Annotated in this window: 7 protein-coding genes and 1 pseudogene; all 8 read right to left on the bottom strand. The window is 75.0% G+C overall.

The genetic code is table 11. From position 1 onward, the window contains the following. Positions 1–25: 25 nt before the first annotated feature. Positions 26–874 (bottom strand): thioesterase II family protein, encoded by an 849-nt coding sequence (locus tag OG519_RS09535; protein ID WP_405581222.1) that lies wholly within the window; start codon positions 872–874, stop codon positions 26–28. Beyond that, on the bottom strand, positions 871–1980 hold the full coding sequence (locus OG519_RS09530; RefSeq protein ID WP_405581219.1) for an HAD-IIIC family phosphatase: 1110 nt from the start codon (positions 1978–1980) through the stop codon (positions 871–873). Before OG519_RS09530 ends, OG519_RS09535 begins: the two co-directional genes overlap by 4 nt. After that, on the bottom strand, positions 1977–3140 hold the full coding sequence (locus OG519_RS09525) for an acyl-CoA dehydrogenase family protein (RefSeq protein ID WP_405581217.1): 1164 nt from the start codon (positions 3138–3140) through the stop codon (positions 1977–1979). The genes OG519_RS09530 and OG519_RS09525 overlap by 4 nt, the downstream gene beginning before the upstream one ends. Before the next feature lie 11 nt (positions 3141–3151). Then, positions 3152–3412 (bottom strand): acyl carrier protein, encoded by a 261-nt coding sequence (locus tag OG519_RS09520; protein WP_405581215.1) that lies wholly within the window; start codon positions 3410–3412, stop codon positions 3152–3154. A gap of 5 nt (positions 3413–3417) precedes the next feature. Further along, complete coding sequence (locus OG519_RS09515) at positions 3418–4269, bottom strand: 3-hydroxyacyl-CoA dehydrogenase family protein (protein ID WP_405581212.1); 852 nt, start codon at positions 4267–4269, stop codon at positions 3418–3420. A 107-nt stretch (positions 4270–4376) separates the two neighbouring features. After that, positions 4377–13616, bottom strand: a complete 9240-nt coding sequence (locus OG519_RS09510; RefSeq protein WP_405581209.1) for a beta-ketoacyl synthase N-terminal-like domain-containing protein — start codon at positions 13614–13616, stop codon at positions 4377–4379. Positions 13617–13628: 12 nt separating this feature from the next. Then, a complete protein-coding gene (locus tag OG519_RS09505; RefSeq protein WP_405581207.1) occupies positions 13629–18464 on the bottom strand; it encodes an SDR family NAD(P)-dependent oxidoreductase in 4836 nt (1611 codons plus the stop codon). An 83-nt stretch (positions 18465–18547) separates the two neighbouring features. Beyond that, positions 18548–24019, bottom strand: a pseudogene (locus OG519_RS09500) (SDR family NAD(P)-dependent oxidoreductase); the annotation flags it as partial. Positions 24020–24070: the final 51 nt, after the last annotated feature.

The following is a 24070-nucleotide window of genomic DNA, read 5'->3' as shown; positions in this document are numbered from 1 at the left end:
CGGGGGCGCCGGCCGGCGCACGGGGTCAGTGGTGAGCAACTGATGCCTCCCGAACGTGGGTTCCGGGCAGACCCGGGACCCGCGGGCCCCAACTGCCGCGCAGCGCCCGGTCGATGTACCGGTGGGTGACCGCGGCCTGTTCCAGCACCGCGAAGTGCCCGCCGGTCAGGGTGTACGACGCGAAGCGGCCGGTGGTCTGGTCGCGCCACCCCGCCACGTCCGCGGTGCCGGCGCGCGGGTCGTCGGTGGCGGCCAGCGCGGTGATGGGCACCTCCAGCGGGGGCTGCGGCCGGTACACGTAGGAGTCACGGACGGTGAAGTCCGCGCGGAACGGCGGCAGGATCATCCGCAGCACGGTCGGGTCGCCGAGCATCCACTCCGGGGTGCCGCCGATCCGCCGCAGCAGCGCCACGACCTGATCCTGCGTCATCCCCGCCACCGGGGGCTCGCCGTCGTCGGGCGAGCCGGGCGCGGCGCAGCCGGACACGAACAGGTGCACCGGCAGCGGCCCGCCGCGGCGGCGGATCTCCCGCACCAGTTCGAAGCCGACCAGCGCCCCCAGGCTGTGCCCGTAGACCGCGTACGGCCGCGTCTCCCCGGTGGGGGAGGTGTCGGCCAGTACGGCGTCCGCGAGGTCCGGCACCAGCTTGTCCATCCGGTCGTACGGCGTCTCGCGCAGCCGGGTCTCCCGGCCGGGAGGCTGGACCGGGCGCACCGACACCGGGCCCAGCTTCCCGAACCACGAGCGGTACGCCGAGGCCGAACCCCCGGCGTGCGGCAGGCAGTACAGCCGCAGGCCGGCGCAGCCCGGCTGCTCGCCGAAGGGCAGCCAGGAGGCGGCGGGCGCCGCCACCGCTTCCAGCACGGTCGTCACGGCGTCACCTGGACCTCGACGTAGCCGGGCAGCGGCTGGATCTGCTCCAGGTCGGCGCGGAGCACCAGCCGGTCGCCCTCCCTGGCCACCTCGCGGAAGCCGCTGAAGGCGTAGGTGATCTGCATCATCCGGTTGCGGCCGGTCTCCACGAAGTCGGCGCGCAGTCCCGAGCCGGCCGTCCTGGCGCGCTCCATGATGTGGCTGAGCAGCACCGAGCCGACCCCGCGGGACATCACCCGGCACGACATCAGCATCATGTGGAGCTGCCAGTCCGGCTGGCCGGTCTCCACCAGCGCCAGACCGATCTTGCCGTAGGAGCCGAACCGGTCGGTGAGGGTGGCCACCAGCAGCAGGTGGTCGGGCGATTCGCGGAGTTCGTCCAGCTCGTCGTAGGAGTAGGTCCGGCCGGTGGAGTTGAGCTGGTTGGTGCGGATGGTGAGTTCCTCGGCGCGCTGGAGGTCCTCGCGGGCGGCCGGGGCGATGGTGAAGGTCATGCCCAGGCTGGCCAGGAACTCCTCGTTGGTGCCGACGAACTCGCTCTCGATCTCGTCCCGGGCGAGCTGGCTGTGGTACATGTGGCGGCGCTGCGCCGACTCGTCCGAGACGAACCGCGGCCGGAACTCGGTCCTGACCAGCTCGGTGTCGATGTCGGCGGCGTTCACCCGGGTGACCTCGGGGAGCGAGAACTCCATCTCGGCCAGCTCGAAGTCCTGGTCGTCCACGAAGGCGAACGCGTCCAGGCCCAGGTTGAGTTTGGCGGAGATCTCCTTGACCGACTGCGACTTGGGGTTCCAGCCGATCCGCGGGTAGAGGAAGAGGTCCGCCAGGCCCAGTTCGCGCAGTTTCGCGATCGCCGTGTCGTGGTCGTTCTTGCTCGCCACCGAGTGCAGGACGCCCAGGGCGTCCAGCCGGCGGATGTGCGCCACCACACCGGGGCGCACGGTGACCTCGGCGTCCTCCAGCAGCACCCCGTCCCACAGGGTGTTGTCCAGGTCCCAGACCACGCACTTGATCTTGCCCTGCGCGGGCTTGCGGTACGGCCCGTCCGGCGGGGACGCCGGACGGGGGGCCGGCGCGGTGGCCGGCGGTTGCGTCAGCGTGCTCACAGTGCCCACTCCCGGTATGCCTCGTCAGCGATCGTGATCCGCTGGATCTCGTTGCTGCCCTCGATGATTTCCATGACCTTCGCGTCCCGGTACAGCCGTGCGACCGGGAACTCCGCGCTCATGCCGTTGGCGCCGTGGATCTGTACGGCCTCCGTGGAGTGCCGGGCCGCCGCGGTGGACGCGAAGTACTTCGCCACCCAGGTGGCCATGATGGTCGCCGGGTCCCCGGCGTCCTTGAGCACCCCGGCCTGGTGGCACAGCAGTCTGGCCGCCCGGACGTCGGTGACCATGTCCGACAACTTCGCCCGGATGAGCTGGAGTTCGCGCAGCTTGCTGCCACCGACCGTGCGCTGCGCGGTGTAGAACGCCGACGCCTCCAGACAGGCCTGGACGATGCCGACCGAACCCGAGGCCACCGAGAAGCGGCCCAGGTCCAGGGTGCCGCTGAGCACCATGCCGGAGGCGAAGGAGCTGGGCCCCAGCAGCGCGTCGGGGCCGAGTCGTACGTCGTCGAACTCCAGCTCGGCGATCAGCGACGCACGGGTGCCGAGCACGTCCTCCACCGGGATCACCCGCACGCCGGGTGACCGGCGCGGTACGAGCAGGGCGATCACGCTGGACTCGGTGCGGGCGAACACCAGGAACAGGTCCGCCCGCTGGCCGCCGGTGATCCATTTCTTGCGGCCGCTGAGCCGCCAGCCGTCCTGGTGCGCGACGGCGGTGGTACGGATGCCGGCGGTGTCACTGCCGCCGCCGGCCGGCTCCGACAGGCAGAACGCGCCGCGCACCCGGCCGTCGGCGAGCGACGGCGCCCACTGCTCGATCTGGGCGGGGCTGCCCCAGCGGAGCAGCGCCCACGACAGCATGGTGTGCACGGTGAGCAGGGACCGGACCGAGGAACATCCCCGGCCCACCTCCTCGTGCACCTGGCCGAGCGTCACCAGGTCAAGGTCCTGGCCGCCCAGTGCGGCCGGCAGGAAGGGGGCCCACAGGCCCGCCTCGCCGATCCGCTCCTGCAATTCCTCGGGGACAGCTCCCCGCCGGTCGTACGCGTCCGCCACCGGCATGATGTGCGTGTCGACGAACGCGCGTACCGACTCCCGGTCGATCCGGGGCCTTGCCGGCGCCGCTGGACGCGGCGCCGTGGTCAAGCTCGTCATGGTAGGGCTCCTCAGTCGACGGAGACGGGAACGCTCCGGCGGGCGACGAGGTCCGCCATGGCCTCGACGGTGCGGAAGTTGTCGATGCGCAGCTCGTCGTTGGGGATGGCGAGGCCGAAGGTCTTCTCGATGAACATCACCAGCTCCATCGCGAAGAGCGAGTTGATGTAGCCGAGCGAGAAGATGTCCTGGTCGGTGCTGATGCTGGCCTGCGGGAAGCGGGCCTCGATGAAGGAGAGGATGGTGGTCTGGGCGGTGGTGTTCTCGGACATGGTCGTCATCCCTTGTTGTCGTAGGTGTAGAAGCCACGGCCGCTCTTGCGGCCGTGCAGTCCGGCGTCCGTCATCTGCTTGAGCAGCGGGCAGGGCCGGTACTTGCTGTCGGCGTAGTGCTCGTAGAGCACTTCGACGCTGTAGAGGATCGTGTCGACGCCGATCAGGTCGGCGGTCTCCAGCGGACCCATCGGGTGCCCGAAGCACCCGCGGAACACCTCGTCCACCGACTCCGCGGTGGCGACGCCCTCGTGGACGAGGAAGGCGGCTTCGTTGACGGTGAGCATCAGCACCCGGTTGGAGACGAAGCCGGAGGCGTCCTTGACGTCCACCGCCTTCTTGCCCATGCCGCTGAGCAGCTGCCGGGTGACCTCGACCGTCTCCTGGGCGGTGTGGAAGCCGGGGATCAGCTCCACCACCGGCTTGGCGGGGACGGGGTTCATGAAGTGCACCCCGACGACCCGCTCCGGGTGGGTGCCGACCGCGGCGACCCGGGTGATCGGGATGGCGGAGGTGTTGACGATCACCACCGCCTCCGGGCTGAGCACCCGGTCGAGTTCGGCGTGCACCGCCCGCTTGACGTCCCAGTTCTCGGTGACGTTCTCGATCACGAAGTCGGCCTTGGCGAGGGCCTCGACCCCGACCGCGGTGGTGATCCGGCCCAGGATCTCGTCGGGGTCCAGGGCCGGGCCGCCCATCAGCCGGCTCAGCCGGCAGTTGCGGCTGATGGCCGCCTTGGCGTCGGTGAGGATCTGCTCGTCGATGTCGACGAGCACGGTCTCGTAACCGGACTGGGCCAGATTGTGCGCGACTCCGATGCCCATGACCCCGGCACCGACAACTCCTACGACGGTCATGATCTCTCCGATTCCCTGGTGGATGTACGGGTGGCTGTGCTGGTGGCTGTACTGGTGGCGTTGCTGGGGAGCCGCGCCGGCGGGATCGCTCCCGCCGGCGCGGGGGTTCAGCTCCGGCCCCGCCGCCGGGCCGCGGTCTTGAGTCCTGACCGGCGCAGGCGCGCCTGCTCCTGGCCGTCGGGCTCGGGCACGGGCACGGGCGCCGCGTCCGCGGCGGGGGCGTCCACGATCCTGGCGAGGGCCTCGACCGTCGGGGCCTCGTAGAGGATGTGCGGGGGGAGTTCGGCGTCCTGGAAGGTCCGGCGCAGCGCCGCGAGCAGCGCGATGCCGAGCAGCGAGTTGCCGCCGAGTTCGAAGAAGTTGTCGCGGGCGCCGACCCGTTCGAGCTTGAGCATGTCGCCCCACACCTCGGCCAGGCGCTCCTCGGCGGGTCCTGACGGCTCGCGGTAGGGGGTGAGCAGCTCGGGCCGCGGGTGCCGGTCGGCCTGGCCGGAGCCGCCGCCGGCCGGGGCCATCACGGCCTCGACGGTGAAGCCGGTGCTGTAGCTGACCATGGTCGGCAGGTCCTGCGTGGAGACCACGACCCGCGACTCACCGGAGGCCAGGGCCCGCAGCAGCGAGCGCCAGCCCTCCGCGAAGGTGATGCCGAAGGCCTCGCGGTGCGAGCGGAAGAAGGCCTGGAGTCCCTCGTCGTAACCCGACAGGCCCGAGTCCCAGGCGTTCCAGGTCCACTCGCCCCAGTCGACCGACAGGACCCGGCGGCCGGTAGCGGCCTGCTGGGCGGCGTAACCGTCGAGGTAGGCGTTGCCCGCGCAGTAGTCGACCTGGCCCGGGCCGCCGCCGGTGGCCGCGGTGATCGAGGAGAACAGCACCAGGAAGTCCAGTGCCGTCTCATCAGACTGCCCGATCCGGAGCGCCTCGTCCAGTGCCAGCACACCGGCAACTTTGGGCGCGAGGACGAGCTCGGAGTCGTCGGCCTCCTTGAACTGGATCAGCCCTGTTCCGGGCACGCCGGCGGTGTGCAGGACGCCGTGCAGCGCGCCGAAACGCTCCTCGGCCAGGTCGATCGCCCGCCGGACGTCCGGCACGCTCGACACGTCGCCCGTGACGATCTCGACCTCCGCGCCGAGTTCGACCAGGCCGAGCACACGGCTCACCCGGGTCCGCAGGGCCTCGTCGGCCGGTTCCGTGCCGGCGGCGATGGCCGCCCAGCGGTCGCGCGGCGGCAGTCCCCGGCGGCCGAAGAGCACCAGCCGGGCATGGCACTGCCGTGCCAGGTGTTCGGCCATGCCCAGGCCGATACCGCCCAGACCGCCGGTGATCAGATAGACCCCGCGGTCGCGCAGGACCGCCGCGGCCGTCTCGTCGTCGACGACCGGCAGCAGGTCGTAGCCGCACAGCCAGCGCCGGTTGCCGCGCAGGGCGACCGCCGCGTCGGTACGCGGCCGGCGCAGTTCGGCCACGATCGCGGCGGCCGGGGTGTCCGGCTCGACGTCGAGCAGCCGGGTGGTGACGTTCGGGTACTCCAGCGGCACCACGAGCGTCGGGCCGATGAGCATGGCGGCGTCCGGCCGTGCCTCGGAGCCGTCGAGCACCTGGTGGGCGCCCGCGGTGACCATGTCCAACTGCCAGTCCCCGGAGCCCAGTTCGCCGGCCGCGCGGGCCAGCGCCACCAGGGTGTTCAGGCCGAGCGCGATCGCCTCGCCGGTGCCGCCCGGCCGCTGCGACAGTGTCCACAGATGGACCACCCGCTCCAGGCCGAGCCCGCGCTTGCGCAGGTCGCGCAGGACGGCCTGCGCGTCGCCGGCGTTGCCGGGCCGTACGGTGTAGCCGGTCCTGGTGTCCGCGCTCCAGCCATCGCCGGGACGGACCGCGGTGACGGTCGCCCCGTCGGCCGCCGCCGCCTCGACCAGTGCGTCGAGCACCGCTTCGGCGCCGGATCCGTCGGCGTAGACGAGCCAGCTCCCGGGTTGTTGCCCGGCGGTCGCGGGGGCGGCGGTCTGCCGCCACACCGGCTGCCAGACCCATTGCTCCTCGGGCAGTTTGGGCACCCGGTCGATGTCCTCGAAGGTGGCCGGCACGCCGGGCTTGCCCGGCGCGGTGAGGGCCTGCGGCGCGGCCGGCTTGGCGCCGATCAGCGGGGTCTGCTCGATCCAGTAGCGCTGCCGCTGGAAGGGGTAGGTGGGCAGCGGCACCCGGCCGGGCACGGCGGCCCCGTGCTGGGCCGCGGTGTGCGGCGAACGGCCGTTGTAGGCCGCCCAGTCCAGGTCGACGCCGGTCAGCCAGAGCCGCGACACGGCCTCGGTGAGCACCTGGTCGGCCGGGCGCGGGTCGCTCTGCGCCGGCAGCGTGGCGGTGATCATCGGCCAGCGCTGCGGCGGGCAGCCCGCGCCGCGCACCATCGCGCCGAGCGACTGGCCGGGGCCGATCTCCACCATCGCCAGCTCGGCGTCGGCCAGCAGTGTCTCGACGGCCGCCGCGAACCGCACCGGCCGGCACATGTGCTCGGCCCAGTAGGCGGGATCCCGCACCAGCCTGGCGTCGGCGACACCGCCGGTGACGTTGGACAGGTACGGCAGTCGCGGCGGGTTGAGCCGGATGTTCTCCGCCACCCACGAGGTCAGCTCGTCGGCGATCGGGGCGAGCATCCGGGAGTGGAACGCGTGCGTGGTGCGCAGCGCGCGGCTGGGTACGCCGTCGCGCTCCAGGTCGGCGACGAGGCCGGCCAGCGCCTCCGCGGGACCGGCCACCACGACGGTCTGCGGGCCGTTGACGGCGGCGATGTCCAGGCCGCGCGCCTCCAGCTCGTAGCGGTCGCCGAGTTGCGCGGGATCGAGCGGGACCGCGGCCATCGCGCCCGGCTCCATGCCGGAGATCAGCCGGGCCCGGTGGACCACCAGCGCGGTCGCGTCCTCCAGCGAGAGCACCCCGGCCAGGCAGGCCGCGACGTACTCGCCGAGGCTGTAGCCCAGCATCAGCGCGGGCTTCGCGCCCCACGCCATCAGCGTCGAGGCGAGGGCGTGGTCCACCGCGAAGAGCAGCGGCTGGACGATCTCGGTGCGCTCCAGCTCCGCGGCCCGGTCGTCGGAAGCGGTGGCCGCCCGGCCCAGCAGTGCCGCCAGGTCCATGCCGCCGCCCGGGCGGTCCCCGGTCAGCAGCCCCATGAGGTCGACGTCCGGCAGGTGCCGGGCCAACAGGTCGAGGCAGCGGTCGAGTTCGGCGCGGAAGACCGGCTCGTGCCGGTAGAGGTCGCCGACCAGGCCCGGATACTGCTCGCCGACCCCGGCGAAGAGGAAGGCCACCGGGCGGCCCTGCGCGGTCTCCACCCGGGCCGCCACCGGGGTGTCGTCGCGGCCGGTCAGGGCGGCGGCGGCGTGCTCGCCGCCGGAGACGACGGCGGTACGGCGGTGCTCGAAGGTCTTGCGGCCGACCTGGAGGGTGTAGGCGACATCGGCGACGGCGGCACCGGAGGTCGCGGCGAGGTGGTCGCCGAGGTTGCGGACGGCCTCGTCCGCGGCGTCGGAGGTACGGGCCGAGACCGGCAGGAAGTGGTGGCGCCGGCCGCCCTGCGGGGTGTCGGGGCCGCCGCGGCGGGCCGGCGGCTCTTCGACGACGACGTGCACGTTGGTGCCTCCCATGCCGAGCGAGTTGAGACCGGCGATGCGGGGCCTGCCGTCCTGGACCGGCCACTCGGTCAGCCGGGTGTTGACGTAGAAGGGGCTGTCGGCGAAGTCGATCTGCGGGTTGGGGGCGGTGAAGTGGAGGGTGGCCGGGACCATCCGCTCGCGTACGGTCAGCGCCGTCTTGATCAGGCCGGCGGTTCCTGACGCGTGGTTGAGGTGGCCGATGTTGGTCTTCACCGCGCCGATCGGGATGCTGCCGGGGCCGCCCGCGGCGCCGAACGCCCGGCTCAGCGCGGTGACCTCGATCGGGTCGCCGATCGGGGTGGCGGTTCCGTGCGCCTCGACGTAGCCGATGTCCTGCGGGCTCACCCGCGCGTCGGCCATCGCGTCCTGCACCACCCGGGCCTGCCCGGCGACGCTGGGCGCGGTGTAACCGACCTTCAGGGCGCCGTCGTTGTTGATCGCCGAGCCGCGGATGACCGCGTGCACGGTGTCGCCGTCGCGCAGCGCGTCGGAGAGCCGCTTGAGCACGACGACCGTCGCGCCGTCGCCGAACATCGAGCCGCTGGCCTGCGCGTCGAAGGTGCGCACATGGCCGTCGTGCGACTCCATGCCGCCCTGCTGGCGGCGGTGGCCGACCCGGTCGGGGACGCTGATGGACACGCCGCCGGCCAGGGCCATCTCGCACTCGCCGGACCGCAGGCTCTGCACGGCCAGGTGGACGCCGACCAGCGAGGTGGAGCAGAAGGTCTGCACCGCGACACTGGGGCCCCGCAGGTCGAACAGGTAGGAGACGGAGGTGGTCAGCGCGTCCTTGTCGTTGCTCATGATGATCTCGTACGGGCTGATGTCGCCCGCGGCGAGCTGCGCGGTCATGCCGAACAGGTAGGTGCTGAGGTTGGAGCCGCCGAAGACGCCGATCCGGTCCCGGTAGGCCTCGTTGGCGTACCCGGCGTGCTCCAGGCCCTCCCAGCAGACCTCGAGGAAGAGCCGCTGCTGCGGGTCGGTGAGCGCGGCCATCCGCGGGCTCATCCCGAAGAAGCCGGCGTCGAAGCCGCTGATGTCGTCCAGCACGGCGCGGGCGGGCACGTACTCCGGGTCGTCGACCAAATCCGGGTCGACGCCGGCCTCGATCAGCTCCTCCGGGGTGAAGAACCTGATGGACTCCACGCCCTCGCAGAGGTTCCGCCAGAAGCCGGCCACGTCGCCGGCGCCGGGGAAGCGGCCCGCCATACCGACGATGGCGATCCGGCGGTCGAGCTCGGGGCCGGACTCGCCGGTGAGGTCGTGGGCCGGGGCCGCGAGCGGCTGCGGCTCCCCGACGGCGGGTGCGGGTGCCGCCTGGACGGGAGCGGCGGGGGTGGCGCGGATGACGGGGGTGGTGGGGATGGTGCTGACCGCAGGGCGCGGGGCCGGGGCCGGCAGCGGTGCCGGGGTCCGGGTGGCGGCCGGGGCGGCCGCCTGGACGTCCCGAGCCGCGGACCGGTCCGTGGCCCGCGCCGCGGGAGCCCCGGACCGCTGCTGGTCCAGGACGGCGGCCAGCCGGTGCACGGTCGGCGCCTCGAAGAGCGTGACGGTCGGCACCGTCACCCCGAAGCGGGACTTGACGGTGGCCAGCATCTGGAGGGCGAAGAGCGAACTGCCGCCCAGATCGAAGAAGTTGTCGCGGGTGCCGACCGGCTCGACGCCGAGGGTCTCGGTCCACAGCGCGCACAGCTCGCGCTCCGTGGCGGTCAGCGGCGTCATGTACGGCTGCGGCAGGTCGGGCCGGGGGAAGGAGGCCACCGGCGCCGTACCGGCCGGGGCCGCGGCGACCGGCTGGGGACGGCTCGGGAGCCGGCCGGCCAGGCCGCCCGCCACCACGACCACGGCCGGCAGCGGCTGCGTCACGACCCGGTCCAGGGCGGCCAGCGACTGCTCGGCGGTCATCGCGTGCGCGGCCATCGACGCGCCCGTCCTGGCGTCGACCTTGGCCAGGGTCGGCGCCCAGGTGTCCCAGGCGGCCGAGGTCCACCGGGTCGGCCCGCCGTCGGTGCCGGGACCCGCGAGCTCGGCCAGCGCGGCGTTGGCCGCCGCGTAACTGCCGAAGGCCAGTCCGCCCAGGTGCGCGGAGGTGGAGGAGAACAGCAGGCCCCAGCGCGGCGCGCGGTCCGCGGGGAGTGCGGCGACCGCGGCGCGCAGCACCCGCGCGCCCTCGTACTTGGCGTGGAAGTGCCGTGCGACGGTGCCCTCCTGGAGGGCGCCGAGCGGCAGGAAGGTGTCCTCGGCGGTGTCGGCGGCGGCGTGCACCAGGCCGTCGAAGCTCTCGGCGCCGAGCAGTTCGCGCACGGCGGCCGCGTCGGTGATGTCCAGCTTCGGGGCCTGTACGTCAGCGCCGAGCGCCCGCAGCCGGACGACCGCCTGGCGGCGGGGGTCGGCGGGGTCGGCCGGCAGTCCGGTGCGGCCGGCCAGTACCACGCGCCCGGCGCCGCCGCGGATCAGGTGCTCCGCCACCATCAGGCCCACGTCGCCGAGACCTCCGGTGACGAGGTAGCCCGCGCCGGGGCGGACCACCGCCGACCCGTCGGTGTCCGAGGCGGCCGCGCCGTGCGGCGCCGGGGCGTCGACCGGCCGGTAGCGGGGGGTGTGGCGGCGGCCGGCGCGGAGGGCGGTGAGCACCTGGCCGTCGGTGACGGCCAGTTCGGCGGCGAGCCGCTCGGCGGCGCGCGCCGGGTCGTCGGCGGGGTCGAGGTCGATGCCGCGGGCGTCCAGGCCCGGGTACTCCTGGCCGGCCACGATCGGCAGTACGGCGACCGCGGCCTGCGCCGGCCGGGACGGCTCGGCGGCCGTGACGCGCTGGCCGCCGCGGGTGACCACGACGATCCCGCCGGTCCCGGCGTGGTCGCCCCAGACCGCGAGGGTGCGGGAGACCCCGAGGACGGCCGCCGCGGGGTCCGCGTCCGGCCCGTCCGCGTCCAGCGCGGAGAGCACCACCACGGTCAGCGGCCCGTCGCCGGGCACCAGTTCCGGCTCCGCCGCGTCCCGCGCTCCGCTCGGTGCGACGGTGACGGCCTCGGCGCCCGCGCCGCGCAGCTTCTCGGCGAGCGCGTCGGCGGTCCCGGCGGCGTCGGCGTACAGCAGGAAGCGACCGGTGGCCGCGCCCGGGTCCGCGCCGTCGGCGTCGGTCTCCTCCGGGCTCCACACGCGGGTCATCACCCGCACGTGCTCCTCGGAGCCCTCTTCGGCGCCCGGCGCCGCGGCCTCGGTGCCGGCTTCAGTGCCGGCGGCGGCGATGGCGGCCCGCGTCCGGCCGGCGGCCGGGAGTTCGGCCGCGGGGGCGGCGGGCGCGTCGATCCAGTAGCGGGAGCGCTGGAAGGGGTATCCGGGCAGCTTCGTCCGCAGGACGTCGCGGCCGTTCTGGTAGCCGGCCCAGTCCACGTCCACGCCGGTCAGCCAGAGCCGGCCCACCGCCTCGGTGAGCACGGTGCCCGCCTCGCGCGGGTCGTCGCCGCCGGGCAGCGCCGGGACCAACAGGTCCGCCTGCTCGCCGCCGAGGTCCGCGAGGACGCCGAGTCCGCCGTCACCGATCTCCAGCAGGGCGTGGTCGCCGAGCTCCCGCAGCGCGCCGAGCGCGCCGCCGGGGTCGGCGGGCGCGCCGGCCAGCCGCACGGTCCAGTGCGCGGGGTCGGTCGCCTCGGCCGCGGTGAGCCGGCCGCCGGCCGCGGCGGAGAGCAGGGCAGGACCTGGGGCGGCGAAGCCGATCCCGCCGGCGGCCAGGTCGGTCAGCGCCGCTCCTTCGGGCCGCGTGCGCCGGTGCAGCAGCGCGACCGCGTCCTGGAGGGAGAAGACCCCGGCCAGGCAGCCGGCGACGTACTCGCCGACACCGTGCCCGAGCAGGGCGTCCGGCTCGATGCCCCAGGAGCGGAAGAGGGTGGCGAGCGCGTATCCGAAGGCGAAGGCGCGGTGGCCGTCCTGGTCGGGGCGGCCGGCCCGGTCGGGGGTGAGCAGCCCGGCCAGCGGCGCTCCGCCGACGGCCTGGGCGGCGGCGCGGCAGTCGTCGAGCGCGGCGCGGAAGGCCGGCTCGGTCTCGTAGAGTTCGGCCGCGGCGGCGGAATAGGGCGCCCCGGCTCCGGTCAGCAGGAAGACGACGGGCCGGCCGGTGGTGCCGTCGGACCGCCCGAGGGCGGACCCGGCGCGCAGCTCGCGGGCCGCGCCGGTCAGCGAGTCGGCGACCAGGGCGCGCCGGTGGCTGAAGAGCCGGCGGCCGCTTTGCAGGGTGTAGGCGACATCCGAGAGGCCGGCGCCGACCGCGGTGTCCGTGTCGTCCATGGTGTCCAGGTGGGCGGCCAGGTTGACGGTGGCCTCGTCGGCGGCGGCCGCGGTGCGCGCGGACCACACCAGCAGTTCGCCGCGGCGGGCGGAGCCGGCGCTGCGGGCGGCGACCGGCGGGGCCTCCTCCAGGATCACGTGGGCGTTGGTGCCGCCGATGCCGAAGGCGCTGACCCCGGCGCGGCGCGGGCGCTCGCCGCGCGGCCACGGGTGCCGCTCGGTGAGGACCGTCAGCCGCGCGTCGCCGGACTCCAGTTGCGGGTTGGGCGCGGTGTAGTTGCGGGTCGCCGGGATCTCGCCGTGGTGCAGCGACAGGGCGGTCTTGATCAGACCGGTCACGCCGGCCGCGCGGTCGAGGTGGCCGAGGTTGGTCTTGACCGAGCCGATCAGCACCTCCGTGCCGCCGAACACCTGCTGGAGCGCGGCGAGTTCGGCCGCGTCGCCGAGGGCGGTGCCGGTGCCGTGCGCCTCGACGTAGTCGATGTCCTCCGGTTCGAGACCGGTGGCGGCGAGCGCCTCGGCGATGACCTCGGCCTGGCCGCTGACGCCCGGCGCGGTGAAGCCGACCTTGCGGCCCGCGTCGTTGTTGACGGCCCAGCCGCGGATCACCGCGTAGACCTGGTCGCCGTCGGCGAGCGCGTCGACCAGGCGGCGCAGCGCGACCACGCCGACGCCGTTGCCCACCAGGCTGCCCCGGCCGGCGGCGTCGAAGGCCCGGCACTCGCCGTCGGGGGAGCTGATGCCGCCCGGCTGGTAGAGGTAGCCGGTGTCGTCGGGGACCGCGATCGCGGCGCCGCCGGCCAGCGCCAGGTCGCACTCGAAGCTCGCCAGGCTGGTGGCGGCCGCGCAGACCGCGACCAGGGAGGTCGAGCAGTAGCTCTGGATGCCGTAGGCGGGTCCGGACAGACCCAGGGTGTGGGCGACCCGCAGCGTCAGCGAGTCCTTGTCGTTGGCCAGCCCGACGGTCAGTTCGCCGACACTGCGGCCGATCCCGGACGGCGCCACGTTGCGCGTCAGGTAGGTGCTGATCGCGCAGCCGGCGAAGACGCCGATCGAGCCGTCGAAGCTCGCCGGGTCGCAGCCCGCGTCCTCCAGGGCGTGCCAGCTGTGCTCCAGGAAGAGCCGGTGCTGCGGGTCGAGGATCTGCGCCTCCTTCGGGTTGATCCCGAAGAAGTCGGCGTCGAAGCGGTCGATCCCGTCGATCACCGCGGCCGCCTTGACGTAGGCGGGGTCGTCGATCAGCTCGTCGGGCACGCCGGCGGCGCGCAACTGCTCATCGGTGAAGCGGGTGATGCCCGAGCGGCCGTCGCGGAGCGCGGACCACAGCTCCGTCGCGTCGGTGGCGCCGGGGAATCGCCCGGCGAGACCGACGATGGCGATGTCCATCGGTGACACCTCGGTGGGTATGCGCGGCATGGGTCCGTCCTCCTAGTTCCGGGTGGTGGAAGGCTGGGCGCCGCGGGCGCGGCGCCTTCTCTCGCCCCGGGCGAGGCCGGAGTCGCGTGCTGTGGTGGCGGTCCGTTCCGGACCGCCGTCGAGTGCCGCCGCGAAGGCGGCGACGGTGGGGTGTTCGAACAGGACGGCCGGGGCGATCCGGCGGTCGAGCCGCTTCTCGATGTCGGCGACCATCGCCATGCCGACCAGGGAGTTGCCGCCCAGGTCGAAGAACGGGTCGTGCACACCGATGCCGTCGATGCCGAGGTGCCGGCCCCAGCTCTCGGCGATGACCGTCTCCAGTTCGCCGCGCGGGGCCGCGTACTCGGTACGCAGCAGGGGCCGCGGGAAACGGGGCTGCCCGCTGTCGGCGGGGGCGCCCGCCGCGACCAGGGCCTCCAGGTCGGTCAGTTCCGCCCACGCGCGCAGGCCCTCGGCCATCGGCATCCGCACCGCCAGCAGGCTGCCGCGCGCCGCGCCGGCCAGCCTGCCGAGCAGCGCGTTGCCGCCGGCCTCGGTGAAGCCGTATGCGGCGCGGTGCTCGCGGACCCGCTCGGCCAGCGCGCCGCCGGCGGCCTCGGCCTGCCAGTCGTCGTGCTGCCAGGGGCCCCAGGCGACGCTCAGCACCCGGGTGGTGGGCGCGGCGGAGTCGGCCAGAGCCGCGCCGTAGGCGTCCAGCACCGTGTTGGCGGCGCTGTAGTCGCCCTCGCCGAGGCCGCCGAAGACGCTGACCGCGGAGGAGTACAGGACGAGCAGCTCCGGCCGGTCGGCCGCCGGGGTCCGCGGGCCGACGAGTTCGGCGAGCGGGCCCATGGCGAACACCTTGGGGGCGAGCACGCCGCGGGCGGTCCCGGGGGTGATCCGTACCGCCATACCGCCGGCCGGCACGCCGGCCGCGTGCAGGACGCCGGTCAGCGCGCCGAACCGCTCCCGCCCGGCCCGCAGCGCGCGCCGCAGGTCGTCCGGCACTCCGGTGTCGGCGGTCAGCAGCAGCACCTCGGCGCCCGCGGTCTCCAGCGCGGCGATGTCGCGCAGACTTCGCGCGGCCCGCCCCTCGGGGTCGGCCGCCGCCGCGGCGCGCAGGTCGGTCCGGCCGACCAGGGCCAGTTTGCGCGCGCCGGAGCGGACGAGTTCCCTGGCCAGCCCGAGGCCGAGGCCGCGGGTGCCGCCGGTGATCAGATACGCGCCGTCGGGGCGTACCGGGAAGGGGGCGGCGTCGGTGGCCGGCAGCGGCACCAGGCGCCAGTCCTTGAGCAGGCGGCGGCCGCGGCGCCAGGCGATCAGCGCCGGGACGGTGGCCGGGTCGGCGGGCTCCCAGGAGCGGTGGCCGATCTCCTCGGCGAGCTGGGCGGCCGAGTCGCCGGCCGGCGCCGACGGGTCCAGGTCGATCCCGCGCCAGGAGGTGCCGGGCTGCTCGGCGTGGGCGATCCGGGCGAGGCCGTGGGCCAGGGCCCGGTCCGGCGCCGTGCAGTCGCCGCCGTGCACCTGCGCGGCGCCCGCGGTCACGGTCAGCAGCCGCACCCCGCGCTCGGCCGCGGCCGAGGCGAGCGCCTGGAGGGTCAGCAGCAGGCTGTCGAAGCCCAGGCGGACCGCCACGACCAGTTCCGCGTCGTCGGCGAACAGGGGGGTGGCGGCCGGGTCGCGCAGGCTCCACAGGTGGGCGACGCGCAGCGGTCCCGCGCCGGCGGTCAGCGCCTCCGCGACGACCCGGCGGTAGTGCTCGGGGTCGGCCGGGTCGATGACCACCCGCCGTCCCTCGCGCCGCCAGGCGGCGCCGGGGACGACTTCGGTGACCGGGGCGCCGCCGGCCGCGGCCAGATCGGCCAGCCGGCTTCCGACGCCGTCGCCGGGCTCGCCGTCGGTGAACACCAGCAGCGGGGCGGCGGATTCGGATGCGGTCGGCGCGGGCAGGGTGACGTCCTGCTGCCAGGCGGGCGCGTAGCAGAGGTCGGCGGGCTCCAGGGCGCCGGCCGCCGCGGTGGCGCCGTGGGCGCCGGCCGCCGCCTGGCCGGTGCGCGGCCAGTAGCGGGTGCGCTGGAAGGGGTAGGCGGGCAGTTCCGCCAGCCGTCCGGGGCGGCCGCCGCGCAGCGAGGCCCAGTCGAGGTCGACGCCGAGTTCCCAGAGCCGGCCGCAGGTCTCCAGCAGTCGGGTGCGGCCGTCGGTGGGGCCGCCGGCCGCCCACTGCGCGGGGATGGTGCCGAGCACGGTCGGGTTGGCGCCGCTGCGGTCGTTCTGCCGGAGCAGGCCGCCCAGGGTCTGGGCGGGGCCCAGCTCGACGTACCCGTCGACGCCCTGGTCGGCGCAGGCCGCCAGACCGTCGGCGAACCGCACCGGGCTGGTCAGGTGGCCGGCCCAGTAAGCGGGGTCGGTGGCCTGCTCGGCGGTGAGCGGGGCGCCGGTGACGTTGGAGATGACCGGGACGCCCGGGGCGCGCCGGGTCACGGCGGCGACGGCGGCGGCCAGTTCGTCACGGGCCGGGGCGAGCAGCTCCGAGTGGAAGGGGTGGGCGGAGCGCAACTGGCGGGCGGCGAGGCCCTGTTCGGCCAGGTGGCGGGCGGCGGCGCCGACCGCGTCCGGGGCGCCGCTGACCACGGTCATGGCCGGGCCGTTGACGGCGGCGATGTCCACCCGGGCGCCGCAGGCGGCCAGTTCGGCGCGGACCCGGTCGGCGTCTGCGGCCACCGCCAGCATCCGGCCGGCCGGCGCCGCCTCGATCAGCCGGGCCCGCCGGGCCACCAGCCACAGGGCGTCCGGCAGTTCGAAGACGCCGGCCAGCGTCGCGGCGACGTACTCGCCGAGGCTGTAGCCGATCAGCAGGTCCGGCCGGACGCCGTACCGGGCCAGCAGCCCGGCCAGCGCGTACTCGACGGTGAAGAGCGACAGGTGGGCGATCTCGGCGTGGCTGTCCGGGTCGTCCGCCGGGTCGGCTCCGCTGTCCGGCCGGGCCAGGAAGCCCGTTCCCGCGCCGTCCTTGGCCGGCTCGGGCTCGCCGAGCAGCGTCTCGCGCAGATCGACGCCGCAGCGCTCCTCGGCGATGGCCAGGCAGGTGTCGACGGCCTCGGCGAACGCCGGTTCGGTGCGGTACAGGTCGCGGGCCATGCCCCGGTAGTGGTCGCCGGTGCCGGGCAGCAGATAGGCGAGCTTGGGGCGGCCCTTGACGGTACGGACCCCGGGTGCCCGCGCGGCCGCGGCCAGCGCGGCGGCCGCGTCCGCGGCGTCGGCGGCGACCACCGCGCGCCGGAACTCCAGCGCCGCGCGGCCGCTTTGCAGGGTGTGCGCGAGGTCGTCGAGACCGGTGCGCCCGGCGGTGTCGGCCAGCGCGGCCAGCCGCTCGGTGAGCCCGCCGTCGTCGGCGGCGGAGACCGGCAGCAGTTCGGCCGCGACCTCGGCCGCTCGCACGGCTTCTGCGGTCGGCGTGCCCGGCCCGGCCGCCGGGTCCGTCCCGGCCGGCGCGGATTCCGGTGCGGCCAGCACCACGTGGGCGTTGGTGCCGCACCAGCCGAAGGAGCTGACACCGACGAGCTGCGGCAGCGTCTCGTCGGCCGGGAGCGGACGCGCCGCGTCGGCCGGGCGGACCGCGCCCGCGGCGAGGGCGGTCTCGGCGGGGTCGGTCATGTTGAGGTTGCGCGGCACCGTGCGGTGCTTGACCGCGAGCACCGCCTTGATCAGCCCGGCCATCCCCGCCGCGGCCTGGGTGTGCCCGATGTTGGTCTTCACCGCGCCGACGTGCAGCGGCCGTTCCTCACTGCGGCGTCCGAACACGTCGGTGAGCGCGCCCAGTTCGATGGCGTCGCCGAGCTTGGTGCCGGAGCCGTGCGCCTCGACGTAGGCGATGTCGTCGGGGACGGCCCCCGCGGCGGCCACCGCGCGGCGGATGACGTCCGCCTGGGCGCCGCGGCTCGGCGCGGTCAGACCGTTGCTGCGGCCGTCCTGGTTGACTGCGGTGCCGCGGATGACCGCGTGCACCCGGTGGCCGCGGCGGACCGCGTCGGAGAGCCGCTCCAGGATGACCACCCCGGCGCCCTCGCCGAGCACGTAGCCGTCGGCGCGCGCGTCGAAGGTCTTGCACAGCCCGTCGGGGGCCAGCATCGAGGTGGCGCAGGCGTTGACGTACATGTCGGTGTGCAGCAGCAGGAAGGCGCCGCCGGCCACCGCGAGGTCGCACTCGCCGCGGCGCAGCGCGCTGCCGGCGAGGTGGACCGCGACCAGCGAGGAGGAGCAGGCGGTGTCCAGGGTCAGGGCCGGGCCGCGCAGGTCGTAGTGGTAGGCCAGCCGGCCGGCGACGACGCTGGCGGATGCGCCCTGACCCGCGTAGGGGTCGGTGAGCACCTTGTCCCCTTCCCGCTCCTTCTCGATCCGCAGGTACTGGAGGATGTCGGAGAAGCCGATCATCACCCCGGTGCGGCTGCCGGCCAGGCTCGGCGGCGGCGTGCCCGCGTCCTCCAGCGCCTCCCAGGTCAGCTCCATCAGCAGCCGCTGCTGCGGGTCCATCCGCAGCGCCTCCTGCGGCGAGCTGCCGAAGAACCGCGCGTCCCAGCCGGCCACGTCGTCGAGGAAGGCGCCGCGCGTGGTGTAGACGCCGTCCCTCTCGACGTGCGGGGCGAGGTCGAAACGGCCGTCCGGCACCTCGTCGAGGACCGCGGACCTGCCCTGCTCCAGCAGGTCCCAGTAGGCGTCGACCGAGCCGGCGCCGGGGAAGCGGCACGACATGCCGACGACTGCGATCGGCTCGTGCGTCTGTGCCTGGACCTCGGCCAGCTTGCGCCGGGTGTCACCCAGGTCGACCGTGGCCTTCCTCAGATATTCGCGGAGTCTGTCCTCGCCTGCCATCTTCCTGCCCTCTGCCGATTCGTGGGGTGCTGACGGGCTGCCCGGTGCCGGGAGCCGGTGGTGCCGGAGTCGCTGGTGCGCTGTCAGGCCTGCGCGTCGATGAAGGCGAAGATCTCCTCGTCGGAGGCCTCGTCCAGCACCGTGCCGGGGGAGTCCGTCGGGACCCCGAGTCGGGTGAGGGCTTCTTGCAGGGCCACCACCAGGCGGTCCCGCAGCGCGGGTGCGGACGAGCTGAGGTCGCCGGCGAAAGAGCCGGTGATGGCGGCGAGGGCTTCTTCCATGGTGGTCACGTCATCCTTCGGAGCCGGGACCAGCTCGCCGGCGAGGTGCTCGGCCAGGGCGCTGATGGTCGGGTGGTCGAAGACGAGCGTCGGGGCCAGGTCGAGACCGGAGTCCTTCTGGAGCCGATTGCGCAGTTCGACCGCGGTCAGCGAGTCGAAGCCGAGGTCGATGAACGGCAGGTCCGCCTCGAGCGCGTCCGGCGCGCCGTGCGCCAGGACCGCGGCGACGTGGCGGCGGACGGCGGCGATGACCGCCGCCTTCGCGGCCTCGCCGGTGAGGCCGTCGAGCGTCGTGGCCAGCGTGCCCGCGGTCTTGCCGCCGGCCGGCCGGGCGCCGGCGCCGTCCGCGGTCCGCCGCCCCGCGGGGACCAGACCGCGCAGGACCTGCGGGATCCGCTCGCCGCTTTCCTGTGCGGCGCGCAGCCCGCTGAGGCTCCAGCGGGACGCCACGACGGCGGCCTCGGCGCCGGGGTCGGTCAGTACGGTGTCCAGCAGGCGCAGACCCTGCCGCTCGTCGAGCGGCGCGACCCCGATCCTGGCCAGCCGCGCCTCGTCGGCGGCCGTCAGCGCGGAGCCCATGCCCGCTGTCGACCACAGGCCCCAGGCGACCGAGACCGCGGGCAGACCCGCCGCCCGCCGGTGGACGGCCAGCGCGTCCAGGAAGGTGTTGGCGGCGCCGTAGGTGGTCTGCCCGGCATTGCCGAGCACGCCCGCGACGGAGGAGAAGAGGACGAAGGCGGCGAGCGGGCGGTCCGCGGTCAGTTCGTGCAGCAGCCAGGCCGCGTCCGCCTTGGGCCGCAGCACCCGGGCGAGGCGTTCCGGCGTCTGGCCGGCCAGCAGCCCGTCGTCGAGGACCCCGGCCGCGTGCAGCACACCGGTCAGGGGGTGTTCGGCCGGCACCGAGGCCAGCAGCGCGGTCAGCTCGCCGCGGTCGGCGACGTCGCAGGCCTCGATCCGCACGGTGGCGCCCGCGCCGGCCGACTCGGCCAGCTCGTCGGCCAGTTCCCGCGCGCCGGGGGCCGCGAGACCGCGCCGGGAGGTCAGCAGCAGGTGGCGTACGCCGAAGCGTTCGATCAGCCGCCGGGCGACCACCGCGCCCAGTGCGCCGGTGCCGCCGGTGACCAGCACCGTGCCGTCACCGAAGGCCGGTTCGACGGCGGGCTCGGGCACCCGGCGGGCGACCCGGGGCACCAGGGTCCGGCCGCCGTCCAGGAGCACCTGCGGCTCGTCGGCTTCGGCCGCCGCGGCCAGCAGCGCCTCCGCCCGGCCCTGGCCGGCCCCCGCCGCGGCGATGCCGCCGGGCACGACCGCCAGCAGCAGGCGGCCGGGGTGCTCGGCCTGCGCCGCCCGCACCAGGCCGACGACTCCGGAGGTGCGCAGCGAACCGGGTTCGACGGCGAGCACCAGCCGGGAGCCGGCGAAGGCCGGCCCGGCCGTCCACCGCTGGAGCAGACCGAGCACCTGGCCGGTCACCTCCCGTACGGCGTCCGGCAGTTGGGCGGCCTCGGCCGATCCCAGCGCCTCGCAGTCGAGCAGGACGTAGTCGGGCCGGGAGCCGGACTCGGCGAGCGCGTCGGGGTCGGCGTGGTGGGGGAGGCCGGCGACCGGTGCGCCCAGTGCCGCCCAGCTGCCGGGGCTCACCGCGGCCAGCGGGGTCTCGGTCCATTCCAGGCCGTCGTAGCTCTCCGGGGCCGCCGCACTGCCGGCCAGCGCGCGTACGGCGGCCGCCGGGACGGCCCTGACCCGCATGTCGTGGGCGGCAAGGACCAGTCCGCCGCTCTCGTCGGCGGCGGCCAGCGACAACTGGTCGGCGCCCTCGGTGACGATCCGTACCCGCAGCACCGACGCGCCGACCGCGGCCAGCCGCACCCCGCGGAAGACGAACGGCAGCCGCAACTCGTCCCCCTCGCCCTCGGCGGCGTACGGGTGGAACGCGGAGTCGAGCAGGACCGGGTGCAGGCCGAAACCGTCCTGCTCCGCACCGAGCGGGATCTCGACCTCGGCGAACAGCTCGCCCTCGCGGCGCCAGGCGCCGCGCAGCCCGCGGAAGGCCGGGCCGTAGCCGTAACCGCGTTCGGTCAGGCGCTCGTAGACGGCGTCCAGGTCGACCGGCGCGGCGTCCTGCGGCGGCCACACGGCGGCCCAGGCGCAGCTCTCCGGTTCGTCGGAGCCGGCGGCGACGCTGCCCGCGGCGTGCCGGGTCCAGCTCTCCTCGCCGTCGGGCCGGGCGTACACCCCGACCGTGCCGTCACCGCCGACGGCGACCTGGAGGTCCAGGGCCCCGGTGGCCGGCAGCGGCATCGGTGCCTCGAAGGTGAGTTCCGCCACCCGGTCGTAACCGATCCGCGCGGCCGCCTCCACCACCATGTCGAGCAGGGCGGTACCGGGCACGATCGCCGCGCCGCCGACCGCGTGGTCGGCGAGCCAGGGCAGGTCGTCGGCGGTGAGCCGGCCGGTGGCGACGAGTCCGCCGTCGGCGACGGCGACCGCCGCGCACAGCAGCGGGTGGCGCAGCTCGGTGAGGCCGAGTGCGGCCGCGTCGGCGGCCGGCGGGGTCCGCAGCAGCCAGTAGCGGCGGTGGTCGAAGGCGTAGGTGGGCAGTTCGACGGGGCGGCCGCCGGGGGCCGCGGCGCTCCAGTCGGCGGGCGCGCCGGCCGCGTAGGCCTCGGCGAGCGCGGTGAGCAGTCCCTCGGGTTCCGCCAGGGTGCGCCGGGAGACGGCGGTGACGACGGCCTTGGTGTCGGGGAGGCAGGCGCGGACCATGCCGGAGAGCACCGGGCGCGGCCCGATCTCCAGGTAGACGTCGGTGCCGGCGCTGTCGATCCTGGCCGTCATGTCGGCGAAGCCGACTGCCTGGCGGACCTGGTCGGTCCAGTAGCCGGGGTCGGTCCAGCTCTGCTCGGCGCCGAGGTTGACCTCGTGGGCGAGGGTGGGCCGGCGGAAGGTCAGCCGGGCCAGTACGGCGCCGAAGGCGTCGACCATCGGCTCCATCAGCGGCGAGTGGAAGGCGTGGCTGACGGTGAGCCGGCGGGTGCGGCGGCCCTGCTCCGCCCAGTGCGCGGCGATCGCGGCGCAGGTCTGCTCGTCGCCGGAGACCACCACGTCGCCGGGGCTGTTGACGGCCGCGATCTGGGCCAGGTGCTCCTTGCCCGCCAGCGTGGCGGTCACCTCGGCGACGGCCGCGGAGATCGCGAACATCGCCCCGCCGGGAGGGAGTTCCTGCATCAGCCGGGCGCGGGCGGTGATCATCGCGGCCGCGTCCGCCAGATCCCAGACGCCGGCCACATGGGCGGCGGCGATCTCGCCGACGGAGTGGCCCGCCACCCGGTCGGGGACCAGGCCGAGCGAGCCGAGCAGCCGGAAGACGGCCACCTGGTAGGCGAACAGGGCGGGCTGGGTGTAGTAGGTGCGGTCCAGTTCGGCGGCGTCCGGCGTGCCGGGCTCGGCCCACATCACCTCGCGCAGCGGGCGCTCCAGATGCGGGTCGAGCGCGTCGCACACCTCGTCGAAGGAGGCCGCGAAGACGGGGAAGGCGTCGTACAGACCGCGGCCCATGCCGGGCTGCTGGCCGCCCTGCCCGGTGAAGAGGAACACGGTCCTGGCCGTCCCCGACGCCGTGCCGGAGGTCACCGGGGAGCCGTCTCGGCCCTGGGCGAAACCGGCCAGCCGGTCGAGGAGTTCGTCGCGGTCGCGGCCGACGACGACCGCGCGGTGGTCGAAGCGGGCGCGGGTTGCGGCCAGCGAGTACGCCACGTCGACCGGGTGGAGCGCGGGGTCGGCGGCGATCGCGCGGCCGAGCCGGTCGGCCTGGCCGCGCAGCGCGTCGGCGCCGCGGGCGCTGAGCACCCAGGCGAGCGGGGCCGCGGTGGGCGCCGGCGCGGGACCGTCGGTCACCGGCTGCGGCGCCGGCTCTTCGAGGATCACGTGCGCGTTGGTGCCGCTGATGCCGAAGGACGAGACGGCGGCCCGGCGCGGCGCGTCGGCACGGGACGGCCACGGCTCCTCGTCGGTCAACAGCCGTACGGTGCCGGCCGACCAGTCGACGCGCGGGGTCGGGGAGTCGATGTTGAGGGTGCGGGGCAGCTTGCCGTGCCGCATCGCCAGCATCATCTTGATCATTCCGGCGATGCCCGCGGCGGCCTGCGTGTGCCCGATGTTGGACTTGATCGTGCCGAGCAGCAGCGGCCGCTCCGCGGTGTGCTGCGTGCCGTAGGCGGACAGGATCGCGTTGGCCTCGATCGGGTCGCCGAGCGGGGTGGCCGTGCCGTGCGCCTCCACCGCGTCGATGTCACGGGGCGTCAGGCGGGCGTCGGCCAGTGCCTGGGCGATCACCTTCTCCTGGGCGCGGCGGTTGGGCGCGGTCTGGCCGTTGCTGGCGCCGTCCTGGTTGACGGCCGTGCCCCGGATCACGCCGTAGACCGGCCGGCCGTTGCGGCGCGCGTCGGAGAGGCGCTCCAGCAGCAGGACACCGCAGCCCTCGCCCCACACCGTGCCGTCGGCGTCGGCGGAGAACGGCTTGCAGCGGCCGTCGGGCGCCAGACCGCGCTGCCGGGAGAACTCGGCGAACATGTCGGGCTCGGCCATCACGGTCACCCCGCCGGCCACCGCGAGCGCGCACTCGCCGCTGCGCAGGGCCCGTACCGCCTGGTGGACCGCGACCAGGGAGGAGGAGCAGGCGGTGTCGAGGGTGACCGAAGGACCTTCCAGGCCGAAGCTGTAGGACACCCGGCCCGACAGCATGCTCGGGGTGCTCGCCACCAGGAGGGTGCCGTCGACCTCCTCGGGCACGGCGCCGAGGAAGCGCGCCGAGTAGAACTCGTACATCATCCCGGCCCAGACGCCGGTGTCGCTGCCGCGCAGTGTCGCCGGGTCGATGCCGGCCCGCTCGAAGGACTCCCAGGCCGCTTCGAGGAAGAGCCGGTGGTGCGGGTCGGTGCTCAGCGCGTGCCGGGGGCTGATCCGGAAGAAGGGGGCGTCGAAGTCGCCGGCGTCCTGGAGGAAGGCGCCGCGTCGGGTGTAGCTGGTGCCGGGGGTGTCGGGATCCGGGTCGTAGAGCTTCTCCAGATCCCAGCCGCGGTCGGTGGGGAACGGGCTGGTGGCGTCGGTGCCGGAGTCCACCAGCCGCCACAGGTCGTCCGGGGCCTCGACCCCGCCGGGGTACCGGCAGCCGATGCCGACCACGGCGACCGCCTCGTGCGCCCGGTCATCGGCCTCGGTCAGCTTGCGCCGGGTGTCGGCCAGGTCGCCGACAACCTTCTTCAGATATTCGCGAAGCCGCTCTTCGCTCGTCATAGCTGTTCCCTCCAGTACGAGAAGTCCGGGTCG

Origin of the sequence: Streptomyces sp. NBC_01190 (assembly GCF_045039895.1) — a bacterium.
Lineage (GTDB): Bacteria > Actinomycetota > Actinomycetes > Streptomycetales > Streptomycetaceae > Actinacidiphila.
The sequence above is the reverse complement of the archived record's forward strand: the minus strand, read 5'-3'. Positions and strand labels throughout refer to the sequence as shown.